At 54.6% G+C, this 13,965-nt stretch carries 13 protein-coding genes and 1 pseudogene; 4 read left to right on the top strand and 10 right to left on the bottom strand.

The window, feature by feature from the left end:
- Positions 1-471 precede the first annotated feature (471 nt).
- The 10 genes from RUESEDTHA_RS17760 to RUESEDTHA_RS17715 all read right to left on the bottom strand — a co-directional run bounded on the left by RUESEDTHA_RS17760 (position 472) and on the right by RUESEDTHA_RS17715 (position 11,472).
- A complete protein-coding gene (locus RUESEDTHA_RS17760; protein ID WP_180888013.1) occupies positions 472-2,679 on the bottom strand; it encodes a PAS-domain containing protein in 2,208 nt (735 codons plus the stop codon).
- On the bottom strand, positions 2,672-3,850 hold the full coding sequence (locus RUESEDTHA_RS17755; protein ID WP_180888012.1) for an FIST N-terminal domain-containing protein: 1,179 nt from the start codon (positions 3,848-3,850) through the stop codon (positions 2,672-2,674). The genes RUESEDTHA_RS17760 and RUESEDTHA_RS17755 overlap by 8 nt, the downstream gene beginning before the upstream one ends.
- 43 nt (positions 3,851-3,893) lie before the next feature.
- Entirely contained in the window at positions 3,894-4,577 is a 684-nt protein-coding gene (locus RUESEDTHA_RS17750) for a response regulator transcription factor (RefSeq protein WP_171125722.1), read from the bottom strand.
- Between the two features lie 140 nt (positions 4,578-4,717).
- The gene (locus tag RUESEDTHA_RS17745; protein WP_180888011.1) at positions 4,718-6,484 is read right to left on the bottom strand and encodes a PQQ-dependent methanol/ethanol family dehydrogenase; all 1,767 of its coding nucleotides are present in this window, start codon (positions 6,482-6,484) and stop codon (positions 4,718-4,720) included.
- Positions 6,485-6,740: 256 nt separating this feature from the next.
- On the bottom strand, positions 6,741-7,169 hold the full coding sequence (locus tag RUESEDTHA_RS17740; protein WP_370456814.1) for a sel1 repeat family protein: 429 nt from the start codon (positions 7,167-7,169) through the stop codon (positions 6,741-6,743).
- Between the two features lie 190 nt (positions 7,170-7,359).
- Positions 7,360-8,151 carry an ABC transporter permease gene (locus RUESEDTHA_RS17735; RefSeq protein ID WP_180888009.1) on the bottom strand — a complete coding sequence of 264 codons (792 nt, stop codon included), beginning with the start codon at positions 8,149-8,151 and terminating at the stop codon, positions 7,360-7,362.
- The gene (locus RUESEDTHA_RS17730) at positions 8,148-8,867 is read right to left on the bottom strand and encodes an ABC transporter ATP-binding protein (RefSeq protein ID WP_180888008.1); all 720 of its coding nucleotides are present in this window, start codon (positions 8,865-8,867) and stop codon (positions 8,148-8,150) included. The genes RUESEDTHA_RS17735 and RUESEDTHA_RS17730 overlap by 4 nt, the downstream gene beginning before the upstream one ends.
- Entirely contained in the window at positions 8,864-9,316 is a 453-nt protein-coding gene (locus tag RUESEDTHA_RS17725; protein ID WP_180888007.1) for a hypothetical protein, read from the bottom strand. Before RUESEDTHA_RS17725 ends, RUESEDTHA_RS17730 begins: the two co-directional genes overlap by 4 nt.
- Before the next feature lie 21 nt (positions 9,317-9,337).
- On the bottom strand, positions 9,338-10,300 hold the full coding sequence (locus tag RUESEDTHA_RS17720) for a YVTN family beta-propeller repeat protein (RefSeq protein ID WP_180888006.1): 963 nt from the start codon (positions 10,298-10,300) through the stop codon (positions 9,338-9,340).
- A gap of 5 nt (positions 10,301-10,305) precedes the next feature.
- Positions 10,306-11,472, bottom strand: a complete 1,167-nt coding sequence (locus RUESEDTHA_RS17715) for an ABC transporter substrate-binding protein (RefSeq protein ID WP_180888179.1) — start codon at positions 11,470-11,472, stop codon at positions 10,306-10,308.
- Positions 11,473-11,630: 158 nt separating this feature from the next.
- Here RUESEDTHA_RS17715 and pedF point away from each other — a divergent pair, with 158 nt between their 5' ends.
- The 4 genes and pseudogenes from pedF to RUESEDTHA_RS20930 all read left to right on the top strand — a co-directional run.
- Complete coding sequence (gene pedF, locus RUESEDTHA_RS17710; RefSeq protein ID WP_180888005.1) at positions 11,631-12,311, top strand: cytochrome c-550 PedF; 681 nt, start codon at positions 11,631-11,633, stop codon at positions 12,309-12,311.
- A gap of 17 nt (positions 12,312-12,328) precedes the next feature.
- A complete protein-coding gene (locus RUESEDTHA_RS17705; RefSeq protein WP_180888004.1) occupies positions 12,329-13,225 on the top strand; it encodes an ABC transporter substrate-binding protein in 897 nt (298 codons plus the stop codon).
- A 71-nt stretch (positions 13,226-13,296) separates the two neighbouring features.
- Positions 13,297-13,854, top strand: a complete 558-nt coding sequence (locus RUESEDTHA_RS17700) for a CoxG family protein (RefSeq protein WP_171125740.1) — start codon at positions 13,297-13,299, stop codon at positions 13,852-13,854.
- A 24-nt stretch (positions 13,855-13,878) separates the two neighbouring features.
- A pseudogene (locus RUESEDTHA_RS20930) lies at positions 13,879-13,965 on the top strand ((2Fe-2S)-binding protein); the annotation flags it as partial.

Raw genomic sequence — 13,965 nt, 5'->3', positions numbered from 1 at the left:
TAAGCTATAATGGAATCCATTTATTAACCCTTTCGTAGCTGACTGGATAAGCGGCTTGCGCTTATCCGGTCTGCCACGTGGCGAACGCGCTCCCCGCGCAGGGGTCGATGGATGTCAAGAGGGAGTGGTGCGGCCCGCAGGCGAAGCCGAGGACTCGGTCCCTCTTGACAGGAATCGAAATAACGCGCGCGTCTGCGCGCATAATGTCTCACTTTGCATGATGCGAAGAATCAGTTTTTGGCCGAAAAATGATGCAAAAAACACACAACCCTTGGTGAAATGTCGCATCTGTCAAATAAAAAATACGTTATGGCCGAAAAAAGCAAGAAAACGCTCTTGCAAATCAATTTGTATTGTGAAACCGTTTACATACACGCAATATGTAGTTGTCATAATACGCGGATCATAACCCATATTATGCCCGATAATATGAACCGACTTCCCTATCCTCACGATGTAAGGAGCCGCGGTTCAAGTATCGCGCGCACTTTCAAGAACGGACTTCAGGCTTAGCGCGTCAATCGGCTTATGGAGCAAAGAATACCCTTCTGCATTGCACACGTGCGTCAATTCCGCTGACCGGTTGGCAGAGATAATACACGCAGGCAAATCTCCGAACTCATTAACCAAAGCGCGAACGGCGTCAGTTCCCTTCAATTCGTGATCCAACTGATAATCCGCCACGATGATGTCCGGTAAAATGCCGATCTCTCGCAGAAGGTTGGTAGCCTGTTGTTCGCTTGCACATTCCAGAACCTGGACGCCCCAGGACTCCATTGTCATCGTCAGGGCACCGCGCAAATTTTCATCGTTCTCGATCAGCAATGTAACGGTGCTGGCCAGGGTATTGGTGTCCGTTGCCTGCTTATTGATCGAGGCATCCGGCGCGGTGCTATCTGACGTAGCAAGCGGAACCTCTACCGAAAACATGGTGCCTTGTCCGACCTGCGAGGACAACTTGATCGGATGTTTAAGCAATCCGCAGGCTCTTTCGACAATGGCCAGGCCCAACCCCATCCCTTCGGCGGCACTCGCGTCAGAGTCCAGTCTCTGAAACTCCTGAAAGACAATGTCGCGTTGTTCGGTAGGAATACCAATGCCCGTGTCCCAAACCTCGATCGCAATTGATGTTTTGCGACGGCGCGCACCAACTAAAACCCTTCCCTTCTCAGTGTACCGGATAGCATTTGACAGAAGGTTCTGAAGAATGCGTCGAAGATAGCTGGCGTCACTTCGCACAAGGGCATCGGTATGCACAAAGCGCAACTCCAACCCCTTGGCCTGAGCGACAGGTCTGAATGAGTCTTCAAGCTGTGAGAAAATGTCGTTGACCGAAAGCGTAGACAAATGAACCGTGGCGCGTCCGGAATCCAGCTTTGAGATATCAAGCAATGCCTCAAGAATATGTTCCACACTGCTTAACGCGCTTTCGGCTTTGGCGGCGACGTTCTGGGCGTCATCTTCGCTCAACCCGCTGCCAAGGGTGGCGACGTACAGCTTCGCTGCCGACAAAGGTTGCAACAAGTCATGGCTTGCCGCCGCGACAAACCGCGATTTTGAGGAATTCGCCCGCTCTGCTTCGTTCAGGGCATCAGCAAGTTCCTCGGTTCGCGATGCGACCCTTTGCTCAAGCAATTCCTTCGCTTCGTATAAAGCTTGGGCTGACCTGTGTTCCGCCGTGACATCCGTGAACGAAATAACGAACCCACGATCCGGCATTTCCTGCGCAAATACGGACAGGATCTTGAAACGCCCCGAATGCATCTGGAATCTCAGGGGTGGCCGTTCAGTCTCGCGGTTTACCCAAGCCATAAGATCGGCAGCGCTAACTCCGTCTGCAAATCTGATCGTCGCACTCAATCGGTCAAACAGGGTTTTGAACTGCGCACCCATCTGGAACTGGGCGTTGGGTATGGCCAGCAATTCACTGGCACGGTTGTTCCACCCGATCAGGCGCAACTTGCTGTCAAATATACAGACACCCTGATCAATATGTTCCAGCGTTGCTCGGATCAGACTGGCCTTGTCGTCCAGTATCCGGTCCCTCTCCTGCCGCTCGATCCGCATGATATCCGTGACGTCGGTCTGCAAGATCACGGTTCCACCGTCCGGTGTTCGATGTTCGGAAATCTGCGTCCAACGGTTGCCGTTCAGGCGCACATTAAAGACGACGTGGTCATCGGCGTGGCGCGTCATGCGCCGTTGCGCCCAATCTTGTGGGGAAACCGCTTCGGGCAATGACAGAAATTTGGACTGGCTCGCCAGTTCGACATATTGCGTGAAATGCAGGCCTGGCACCAATTGACCCTGAATATCGGGCATATGCATGCCGAAACGGCTGTTACACAGAACAAGTTCCTCGTCCAGGTTGAACAGCGCGAACCCTTCCTGAACAGTTTCGATTGCATTGGCCAGATCGGCCCGTGCGGCTTCGGTTTCCTGGTTAGCCTGCGCAAGCCGCGCATTGGAATCGTTCAACAATTCCAGAGCGCGCTCCAAGTCCAAAGTACGCGCCCGAACTTCCTGTTCAAGCGTTGCAGCGCGCTGAAACTGTGCATAGGCGGCACCGCTTGCATCGGTCGATTCCTCGACCCGCCGCATCAAGGCGGCTGCTATCTTAAGAAGCTTTTCGTTCTGAAGATCCAGGGGATCCTGAGGATTAATCAGGGTTTCAATCATGCTGCGCATCTTCCGGAGGGTAAATAGCCACTCCGGTCAGAGTCTGGTTTACGTGAATCGAATTGAATTGTTCGCCATAGGTGGAAAATCCGACCACACGATTGTCAGACAGAATTTTGGACAAATTGCCCGTCATCTGTTTTTCCTGCGCCTCAAGCCTGCGCAGAAGGCAGTCGCACCCAAGTATCGCATCGGGCTGTTCTTCTTGCGTCAAGGCCGCAAGCTCCTGCTCGAGATGGGTCGCCATATTCATAGGCTCGGCCATCGTCAGAACAAGCCCCTCATCGATCGCTGAAAAGAACACGAGATCACCGTTTTCATCAACGCGCTGAATGGCGCGCACGTGATGTTGACCGCCAATCTGAACAACAACGGGATGTGCGGCGAACGTAAAGGTATTCAACTGCTCGGGGTCTTTTCCCAATATTCTTGCATATTCGCGAGCAGCCGGTTCCGCGTTGATTTCACGAACGATCCTATTGGCGGGGTCCGCATCGGTGACCACCATGCGCTGTGACGTGGGCACAAGGTGATCCGTCTTGAATACCTTGATCGGACAGCTTGTCCGCACCTGGGTCAGAACAGCCGCGTTTTCATGCGCAAGGCCGTCCTGCAGAACAAATGTATTACCAAATTGCGTCCCATCCCCGGCCGACCCGCCAAACAACGGCACCGGCCCCAAACCCACAGCCAACTCGGAGGTCAGGGCATCTTCCTTGGTCGATAATCCGTCGATCAGCAGAAATGTGAACTCGTGATGCCACTCGGGGTCTGCTTCCGTCATCTCATTTCTGTTTCGGATCATCTCATGAATGATGTCCTGAGCGGAAAAATCGTTGAGATCAGGCACCAAGATCGTTCGAACCGCGAAATGAGAGGCAGGCAAGCCAATCGCAACAATCTGTTCTTCCGTATAGCCCTGCCCGGCCAACTCGCCCGCGGTTGTGCAACCGATCACAGGCGCAGGCGCAAAGGCCGAAGCAGCTTCGGCAATTACGGACGCTGCATCTGCTTTTGAAGTCACAAACAGAACAACAAGCGCGTGCTCGGTTCCCCCGAGCGCGGACGCAAGCTGATTAATCGCGTCATCCGCATCATAGTGCGCAAATGCCGTCTTCACGATGCCTGGCTCACGGGTATGGGTCTCGGCCCACCCGACTGCTTGATCCATCGGGCCTCCTCCCTAAAGCACGACGAGATTTGAAGATATTAAGTTACCCCTGCTCTTGCAAGACGCTGGCAAAGGACGCTTTCTTGGCAATCAGAACCGCCTGGGTTCGGCTTTGAACACCCAATTTCCGCATGATTGCAGTAACATGCGCCTTGACGGTCGTTTCAGCTATGGAAAGGTCATAGGCAATCTGCTTGTTCAACTTACCCTCACAGATCAGTTGGAGGATACGCGATTGCTGATTGGTTAACGTAGCTAGACGACCAACGGCGTCGCTTTGTTCATTCTCGTCGTCCGGATTGATCAGCACACATCCCTCGGGCAGAAACACATTACCTGCGTGCACGGTTTCGAACGCGGTGCGGAAGACATCCCGCTGGCTGTGTTTCGGAACGTAACCCGACGCACCGGCGTGAATCACTTGGCTGATCACCCTGTTGTCTGTCATTGACGAAACGACGATTACAGGGGCATTCGCCACCGCCTTTAGGCGAATTAAGCCGTCTAACCCGTCAACATCCGGCAAGTTCAAATCCAGCAATACCGCGTCCGGCTTCAAACCACCTTTGACAAGCTCCAAAGCTTGTTCAAGCCTATCGGCTGTATGCACTTCACCGATATGTGCGACGCTTTGCAATGTCATCGAGAGTGCATCGCAAAACAAAGGGTGATCGTCGATGATCAAAACGATTTCGAAATCACTCTGTCCAGCGGTATTTGCAAGCATAGGAAATGGCCTTTGCAAAAAGTTGACCCAATTTAGCAAATCCTAGCAACTGAAAGGAAGGTCGCCTACTGGCGGAAGGTCGTAATAAAAAAAACGCGCGCCTGGATCAGGCGCGCGTTCAGAATACATCTGGTTTCGGATCAGTTCGCCGACGCCAGTTCTTTAGGCAGTTTGAAGGTCCACAAGGTACCGCCCTGGTTCAGATAGTTGACCTTCTTTGCCACTTCCCCGCCCCACAGTGGAACCGCGCCGCCCCAACCGGAAATGATTGAGACATACTGCTCGCCGTCCTGTTCCCATGTCACAGGTTGGCCAACGATGCCCGACCCGGTCTGGAACGACCACAGCTTCTCGCCGGTTTCGTCATCCAGCGCAATGAACTCACCTTCGGGGGTGCCGAAGAACACCAACCCGCCAGCCGTGGTCATTACACCAGACCACAGTGGAGCGTCGTTCTTGTATTCCCACTTCCATTCGCCGGTATCGGGGTCGATCGCCTTGAGCGAGCCGATGTGATCCTCATAGTTCGGCTTGATGGTAAAGCCCGCACCCAGATAGGCCGCGCCTTTCTTGTAGGTGATCGGCTCGTTCCAGATATCCATGCCCCATTCGTTCGAAGGCACATAGAAATTACCGGTATTCTGCGAGAACGCCATCGGCATCCAGTTCTTGCCGCCCAGGAAGGACGGCGAGGCAAAGATCACCTCACCCTTCTTGCCGTCCGCAGCCGAAGCCGGATCACCGGGTCGGTTTTCTTCGACAAAGATCGGACGACCGGTTTCATCCACGCCCGATGACCAGGTGATGTCCTTGACGAATGGCGTGGCCGAAACAAAAGCGCCGTCTTCACGGTTCAGGACATAGAAATACCCGTTCCGGTCAGCGGTGGCATAGCGCTTGTTCCCCTCGCGGTCGGTATAGGCGACCACTTCGTTCACACCGTCATAGTCCCAGCCTTCGCGCGGGGTGGTTTGGAAGTGCCATTTGATGTCGCCGGTTTTCGGATCGATCCCGATGCGGCTGGCAGCATAGAGGTTATCACCCTTGTTGCCTTCGGTCGGGGTGCCCGCATCGCGCAGCCAGCTATTCCACGGGGCGGGGTTACCTGCGCCAAAGACCAGCGTATCGGTGTCAGCGTCGTAAGAGCCGCCCAGCCACGTCGCGCCGCCGCCGGTTTTCCACATGTCACCGGGCCATGTCGCGTTCAGCTCACCGGTCATGGTGCTTTCTTCGCCGTTCAGCGTGCCCATGTGACCTTCAATCACTGGACGTTCCCAAACCAGATCGCCGGTATTGACGTCCCGCGCCTGAACCGCGCCAACGATGCCGAACTCACCACCCGAGTTGCCGGTGATGACCAGCCCGTCCACGATCAGCGGAGCCGCCGTATAGGAATAGCCCGCTTTGTAGTCTGCGATCTTGTCGCGCCAGACCACATCACCCGTGTCTTTGTTCAGCGCCACGATCCGCGCATCCAGCGTACCGAAGATGACCTTGTCGCCGTAGATAGCAGCGCCACGATTCACCACGTCACAACAGGGCAAAATACCCTCGGGCAGACGGGCATCGTATTGCCAGACCTCTTTGCCGGTCTCCAGATCAATCGCATAAAGGCGCGAATATGACCCGGTGATATACATCATCCCGTCATAGATCAGCGGCTGTGTCTCTTGGCCGCGCTGCTTTTCGCCGCCGAGACTGAACGCCCAGGCCGGAAGCAGGTTCTTAACGTTATCCTTGTTCAAGGTGTCCAGCGGGCTGTAGCGCTGCAAATGACGGCCCATGCCGTTGGTTACAACCTGAGTGGTGATCGTTTGATCATTGGCCAGATCGTCTTCGGTAACTTCTGCATAGGCCGCGCTCGAAACAATAACGCTGGCAACCGCCGCAATGATAAACCGGCTCATCGGTGTCCTCCCTAGACTTGTGTCTTTCCTCAGCGCCGAATCTCCGACAAATCGGGATTGCTGGCGAAGGTATTATTCTCGGGCAGGCGCTTTGGTGAAATTGCACAATGGTCGTAGGGCGCGTTTTGTGGATTTCAACAGGCTCAAAACTTTTCTCATGGGGCAAATGTCTATCTGGAAAAGCTTGAAGCAGGCCTCTCCGGGGTTACATTTCTGTGTTTTTTTATAAATTTCAATATATTAAACAAAACCATACTTAGAATAGCGGTGCGTATTTCCACTCGTCTGCGTCGGGGGTAACTTCGTTCGGATCATAGCCCGAATTCTGAAGGCGCTTCGCTATTTTCAAACCGTCTTCCGCAGCCTCATCCACGTAAGCGCGGCCCAATTCGAGGTTTTTTGCGACACCGTGACCCCGCAACAGATTCAGCCCGTAGTTGAACTTGCCAACGGGATCGCCCAAGTCAGCGGCTCGTTTGTCCCAAGCTGCCGCGGCGTCCGGGTCGTAAGGACCACCCAGCCCATTATTGTCCAGTTGCCCCATCCACGTCATCGCCCCGGTGTACCCAGCCTCTGCACATTTTCTGAAAAGTGCCCTTGCCATGTCGTGGCGTCCTGATTTTGTCATGTAATAGCCCGAGGCGCAGGTCGTCATATCTGTTACGCCTCTTTCTATGTTGCTCATTACCCTGCCCCACCCTGTGTCTTGAGGATTGAGTGTTCCATACTCATCTTCGACCGTCTGAGCCGAAGCCGTGGCGGCAGTCAGGACTATGAAAACTAAAGCGGTTCGGATCATGACAGAAACCTCCGTTTGCCTGACACTGTACCGCATCCCAAAGGTCATTTCACTTGTGTTGTGGTCGTATAAGACGTCAGCCAGCCTTGCGCTTCATTCCGCGAGATGGATCATAGCCCCACAGCGCCAGACCCAGAAACACAATCCCGGCAAGTACAGTCCAGGCCAATGCAGCGGCATTGAACTGTCCGTAAAGTGCAAATCTGATCAGTTCAACGGCATGGGTGAAAGGGTTGAGGGCACAGATATCCCTAAGCAATGCGGAACTTTCAGCCATTTTCCATAGCGGATAGAGAGCGGAAGACAGGAAGAACATCGGAAAGATGACAAAGTTCATCACCCCCGCAAAATTCTCAAGCTGCCGGATAGCCGAAGACAAGGCCAGCCCAAGGGCACCCAGCATCAGCCCTCCGACAATCAAAGCCGGAAAGGCATAGATGTACCCATGCCACGGCATGTCGATGCCATAGATCGCGGCCACCGCCAGAAAAGTATAGACCTGCAAAATCGAAATCGTCGTGCTGGCAAGCAACCGGCAGAACAACAACCACCATCGCGGCAACGGGCTGGTCAAAAGCAAACGCATCGAGCCCATTTCCCGGTCGTAAACAAGACTCAGAGAGCTTTGCATCCCATTGAACAGCAGGATCATCCCGCACAGACCCGGCACGATATAAATCTCGTAGGTGATGTAGGTCTGATATGGCGGCGTGATCGAAAGCCCCAAAGCCGCGCGAAACCCGGCGGCAAAAACAATTAGCCAGACCAAAGGGCGTATCAATGCTGCGATGAACCGGCTGCGCTGTCGAACAAAACGCAAGGCCTCGCGCAACAGGATTGCCCAAAGTGCGATCAGGCCAGCCCTCATGCCTCGGCCCCGGTCATCGACAAGAAAACGTCCTTCAAAGGCGCGCCATTCGTAATTTCGTGGCTTGAGCCCTGTTGCAAAAGGCGTCCTTTGTGAAGGATGGCGACCTGATCATCCAGGGAAATCTCGTCCGTCAGATGCGTGGCCCACAATACGGTCATGCCTTCCTGCGCGGACAGGTCATGAACGTGTTTTGTAATCGCGGTTCGGGCGGCAGCATCCAACCCGACGGTTGGCTCATCCAGCAACAAAACGGATGGCGAATGGATCAAGCACCGGGCTATTTCCAGCCTTCGGCGATGCCCCCCGTTAAGATCACGCGCACGTTCCGCAATGCGTTCTGCCATGTCCAGACGCTCGAGCGCGGCTTCGATCCGGCTTTCGGCTTCTCTGCCTGATAACCCGTGAAGAGCCGCGAAATAGCTGAGGTTTCGGCGGACGGTCAGATCCAAATCCAGAGTGGGCTGCTGAAAGACTACACCAATCTGAGCCAAAGCTTGACGCGGGTGTTTCGAAATGTCGAAACCCGCAATCTCGATCATCCCGCCAGTTGTAGTCATCAAACGCGTCAAAAGGGAAAACAACGTTGATTTTCCCGCGCCGTTTGGCCCCAGCAACGCGCAAAACGCGCCTGGGGAAACGTGAAAGCTCACATCATCCAAAGCGCGTTTTTCGCCATAGGCGTAGCTGACATTTCGGACTGAAAGCCCCATCACTTAATGGTAATCTCCAGCCTCTGTGTTTCGCCGGTACTGCCCGGCACTTTCAGATAGTAGCTGCCAGGTTTGATAGCGACAAAACCTATTTCCATCTCTCCGGCTTCGTCAAACTCGATTGAATCAACACCCAGCGGTCGGATCTCAAGCCCCTCGACCACGATTTCGTCGACCCAGATTGCCCGAAAGAACTCGGGCCCGACAATTGCCAGTTCCTGACTGCCGTCGCCTTGAATTTCAAACTCGTAATAGGTGCCTGATTTCAGCTCCCAAGGGGCGTCTGCCAAAGGTTCCCCTGCCGACAAGATAATTGGTGGCAGGTCTTCCTTGTTCTTTGCCGAAAGCAAACCGGCAAGACCAAAGCCGTTATCGTCATCATCGTCGTCGGCCAAGGCTGTTGTCGGCAACGCCAAAGCAAGCAGGGCTGCCACATGTACCAGTCGCTTCATTTCAAGTTCTCCTACAATTGTTCAGTTGGTTGGGCGGAAAGCAGCGCCCCAGGGGAACCGACCAACCTTGATCGTTTTGACAGGCTCGCGCTTGGCGACATCGATCACGGTTACATCCCCTGACACACCATTCGTCGTGAACAGCAACGACTTGTCGGCATTGAAGTCCATGTGCCAGACACGGCGGCCGACAAGGATGTAATCCTCGACTTCATAAGTTTCGGCATTCACTGCCGCGACATGGTTTGACGGCCCCAGCGCGACAAAAGCCGTTTCATCACCTTCGGACAATTCAAACCCCACGGGCTGAACGCGGTCCGGATGGACACCTTCAACTTCGAATTCGATCTTGGCTTTTTCGGTCTGGGTTTCGACGTCAAACACAGTGATGGTGCCGCCAATTTCTGAACTCACCCACAGCTCGGTTCCGTCCTTGACGAATTCCGCGTGGCGAGGGCGTGAATCAACCAATGTATTGGCGAAAAGCTCCTGCGTTTCGGTGTCGATCCAATGGGCCATATTGGTCGTTTCCGAGGTGGTAATTGCGATCTTCCCGTCCGGTGACACCGCCATTCCTTCGGGCTCAATCCCTACATCAATCTGTGCAATGACCTCACGGGATTCCGTATCGACAACCGTTGTAATCGCGTCATCTTCGTTTGCGATGTAAAGATGACGGTCGTTCGGATGCAGTACAAACTGTTCCGGGTCCTCACCCGAGGGCAGGTCATGCAATATTTCACCGGTTTCCGGATCCATGACCTGTACTGCGTCACTGTCAGAGGCGCAGATGTACAAAACCGAAAAATCCTTGGAGAACGTAATCCCCCGCGGACGCTCTCCGGTTTCGATGGTGCGAATTACCTCAAGCGTGTCGATATCAATAACACTGAGCGTGTCGTCCTTCTCGTTGCTGATCCAAATCTCATCCGCCGCAACAGGGGTGCAGATGGTTAGTGCGGCAGCAATTGCAGTCAGTCTCATAGAAATTACTCCTTAAACGCCTGGCACTGGCTTTCGCCTTGATCGATTCCCAGCGTGTCTAGTTCGGTGCGCTGATGAAGGAACCCCTCAAGCGGCGCCATTGCAACCACGGCGCGATCCGTCACCAGAGGGATGGGTTGGCGCAGCTGACCGTTCCATGCGCGAAAGTTCATCGGGCGCCCCTTGAACCCCGCAAGTTCAAAGTCATCCGACAGCAGATATGACCGCAAAACAGCAGGGTCAGCCGAGTTGGTGCGCGTTATCGCCTCACCCAGGGACCGGAACGCTGCCCATGCGGCATAGTCCTTGGGCATCATTGCCCGTCCCGATTGATCAACGAATCTGTTCTGCATCTGGACCGCGCCCCATTGCTCGACCACGCGTGACCATGTCACTGGCTTCAGCCCTTCGGAACCCGCTACCGGTCTGGGCTCCCACGTGTTGAACGGAATATAACGGCCAAAATCGCCCAGTTCATCGGCAACCAGCAATACGTCATAATCACCAAAATCCTGCGTAAATAGAGGCACTTCTTGCGACGCATTACGCCGAAGGTCGGCATCAAAAGTCCACGTTTTTTCCGCCTTCAGCTCAAGGCGGAACTTCTGCAACGATCGCTTTAAAGCCGCCGCAAAATCCAAATCACCAGGATGTTCACCTGCAATCAAAGCCAGATCGTCCCATCGACGCTTTACCAGAAATTGCGCCAGGGCATCGGTTCGCATCACATCAGAAGGCAGCGTGTGCAATAGATTTGCGCGGCACTCCTCCTCTCGGATCAACAAATCCGGTGCAGAGGCGTTGAACAATATGGCCGATGACGCTTCGGGCAAATCCGCGACGTCCATTTGCGCCTGCGCAGGCGCATCCAGAATCACAAATGGTGTTTCATTTAGTGCAGTCCGTGCGGCACTCAGCCAGTCCTCGCCTTCAGGCACGGCCACGACTGTAAGTTTATACTTATGGCCGAGAAACTTCGCCGTTGTCAGATTGTCCGCCAAGCCCAGTTCAGCACCGGCCATACCCAGATCGTCAGGCAGCGGGTCGAGGTTCGACAAAACCGGCGGGCGCGGAACTTGAAGCTGCAGGTAAGTAACCGAGATTGCAACCTCGGCCAAAACCACACCTGGCAACGTTATCAATGCCGCAACAACACTCAGACAAGTCTTCATTCCCATGCCTCCTCCCAGGCAGTTCAAATAAAAACACCGATTTGGTTTGGCACCATTGGACCTTAGTCGCAGCATTGGCCCGATCTGCAACCAAGGTCGAATTTCCCGCTGATTCCCCCTGCGCTATGACCGGGAAAAGCATCGTAAAGGAGGATAGGATGCGTCTAGTTTTTTTAAGTGCTGTTCTGGGCGCCGTCGCCGCTGGAGGCATGGCACTGGCTCATGGCGATGTCGCCCCGCAACCCGTCAACACCGACGCCCTGCCCGAGGTGGGCGACGAATGGCTGATCGAAAACCCTTACCGCGACAAGGGAGAAGAGGTGTGGCAAGCGGCGATCGAAATCGGTGATTCCGGATACAATCAGAACTGTGCGCGCTGTCACGGTCTTGGAGTGGTTTCCGGCGGTTTGGCGCCTGATCTGCGCTATCTGGAGGCCGAAGAATACGGTGACGAATGGTACGTCGAACGCTTCCGCGACGGTTACACCCAAAACGGGATCACAAAGATGCCCGCGTTCGGCGAACTGCTGGGGCAGAAAGCAGCCTGGGCCATACGGACTTATATTGAAACGCGCCCCGACGACGGCGCGCTGGAAGATCACGCCGGGCGCCTGAAGGAAATCCGCGACACTCTCACCAATATGGCAGGTGGCGGAGAAGGCGACGCAGAGGCGTTGAAGTCCGAACTCCATGAGATCGCTGAAACGATCGAAACGGGTTCGGGTGCTCCGGTCGCTGACAGCGTCGCTTTGCGGGCTGCGGTTCTGATCTCGGGCGAGAACCCGGATTTTGCCGAAGCTGCCGAACAATTGACTATCGGATTGTCTGCCGCGCAATAGCGCAGCAAAGTGGGCACATGATCAAACACCTTTTCGTTTTCTCCCTGTTGGCCGCAACCCTTTCCGCCGGAACGGTATCGGCCAGGTGTGAGGATCATGTGCCCCAACCTAAACCTCAGAATGCAAGCCGGGATATTGTCGGGGCCGATCTCGATACGATTGTCGAGCGCGGATATATCGAGTTCGCAGCTTACGAAGACTTTGCACCTTGGTCCTTTGAGAAAGACGGCCAGATACAGGGCGTCGATATTGATATCGGCAAACTGATTGCAGATGACTTGGGCGTCGAGGCCAGGTTCAATCTGGTCGCCGCCGGGGAAAACCTTGAGGCCGATCTACGCAACTGGATCTGGAAAGGCCCCCTGATCAACGGGCGCGTGGCCAATGTGATGCTGCACATTCCTTACGACAGCGAATTTGCCTGTCGCGTGGAACAGGTTGTGTTCACCGGTCAGTATCACGACGAAGAAATAGCCATCGCCTATCGTAAGGATGCGTATCCTGATGACCCGCCGGTCCCTGCCTATTTCCGTTTTGACACGGTCGCGGTCGAAAATGACTCGATTGCCGATTTCTATCTGTCGGCCTTTCCGGGCGGTCAGCTTGCGCAAAATGTGCGCCGTTTTCCAACAGCAGGGCTTGCGATGGAGGCATTGGCAGCAGGCGAAACCATGGCGTCCATGGGACCACGCGCCCAGCTTGAGGCTGGTTTGACACCCGAATTGGATGTTCACACCCCGCCCCTGCCCGGCTTTGCGGTCAGCACCTGGACCAGCGGCGTAGCAGTTCACTTCGCTTATCGCGGTCTCAGCTACGCAGTGGATGACGCGATTTATGCGGCGCTTCAGGATGGCCGGATCGAGCAGATTTTTGAGACGCACGGCCTGACTCATTCGCCACCGAAACTTCGGTGACTACACCCAAGGTCTTATAGGCACCAGGTGGATCACCGCTTAACTTAACGAAAAATACTGGAGGGAATGACATGGAACTTCATGACAGTCGCGTCATCGCGGCGCCACGTTCCAAGGTCTGGGAATCTTTGTTATCAGCCGATGTTCTGAAAGAATGTGTCCCCGGCTGCAAAGAAATGTCAGGAACGGCAGAGGACGGCTTTGCTGCTACGGTGGTACAGAAAGTCGGCCCGGTAAAGGCGACTTTCAAGGGTGAAGTGACCCTGTCTGACATGGTCAATCAGGAAAGCGTCAAGTTGTCGGGTGAAGGCAAAGGGGGGGCCGCCGGTTTTGCCAAGGGTGCCGCAGATGTCACTCTGTCTGACGTTCCGGAAGGCACGTTGCTGTCCTACAATGTCGATGCGCGCGTGGGTGGAAAGCTTGCCCAGTTAGGTGGGCGGGTCATTGACGGCGTGGCCAAGAAAATGGCCGACCAGTTCTTTGAGAACTTCCAGAATGTCGTTGAAGAAGAGCCTCAGCTCGAAACAGCAGACGCTGCGCCGCAACCCGCGGCCACGCCTGAGCCTGCTCAAGCTGACGCGCAAACCGAAGAGAAGAAAGGATGGCTCAAGCGCCTGATCGGTGGTTGAGCTGAGTATTACAGGGAGGAAAATCTGATGAAGATTTCGATGACTGTGAACGGCGTAGCTGTGAGCGGTGAGGTTGAGGGTCGGACGTTGTTGTCTGGTTTTTTGCGCGAG

This window comes from Ruegeria sp. THAF57 (assembly GCF_903914075.1).
GTDB lineage: Bacteria > Pseudomonadota > Alphaproteobacteria > Rhodobacterales > Rhodobacteraceae > Ruegeria.
Note: the sequence above shows the minus strand (reverse complement) of the source record. Positions and strands in the feature narration are given on the sequence as shown.

Bases quoted from the DNA above. Each gene is read 5' to 3' on its own strand.
- RUESEDTHA_RS17720 (WP_180888006.1), bottom strand. From the start codon at position 10,300: ATGAGACTGACTGCAATTGCTGCCGCACTAACCATCTGCACCCCTGTT.
- RUESEDTHA_RS17760 (WP_180888013.1), bottom strand. From the start codon at position 2,679: ATGATTGAAACCCTGATTAATCCTCAGGATCCCCTGGATCTTCAGAAC.
- RUESEDTHA_RS17715 (WP_180888179.1), bottom strand. From the start codon at position 11,472: ATGAAGACTTGTCTGAGTGTTGTTGCGGCATTGATAACGTTGCCAGGT.
- RUESEDTHA_RS17725 (WP_180888007.1), bottom strand. From the start codon at position 9,316: ATGAAGCGACTGGTACATGTGGCAGCCCTGCTTGCTTTGGCGTTGCCG.
- pedF (WP_180888005.1), top strand. From the start codon at position 11,631: ATGCGTCTAGTTTTTTTAAGTGCTGTTCTGGGCGCCGTCGCCGCTGGA.
- RUESEDTHA_RS17745 (WP_180888011.1), bottom strand. From the start codon at position 6,484: ATGAGCCGGTTTATCATTGCGGCGGTTGCCAGCGTTATTGTTTCGAGC.
- RUESEDTHA_RS17705 (WP_180888004.1), top strand. From the start codon at position 12,329: ATGATCAAACACCTTTTCGTTTTCTCCCTGTTGGCCGCAACCCTTTCC.
- RUESEDTHA_RS17735 (WP_180888009.1), bottom strand. From the start codon at position 8,151: ATGAGGGCTGGCCTGATCGCACTTTGGGCAATCCTGTTGCGCGAGGCC.
- RUESEDTHA_RS17740 (WP_370456814.1), bottom strand. From the start codon at position 7,169: ATGAGCAACATAGAAAGAGGCGTAACAGATATGACGACCTGCGCCTCG.
- RUESEDTHA_RS17700 (WP_171125740.1), top strand. From the start codon at position 13,297: ATGGAACTTCATGACAGTCGCGTCATCGCGGCGCCACGTTCCAAGGTC.
- RUESEDTHA_RS17755 (WP_180888012.1), bottom strand. From the start codon at position 3,850: ATGGATCAAGCAGTCGGGTGGGCCGAGACCCATACCCGTGAGCCAGGC.
- RUESEDTHA_RS17750 (WP_171125722.1), bottom strand. From the start codon at position 4,577: ATGCTTGCAAATACCGCTGGACAGAGTGATTTCGAAATCGTTTTGATC.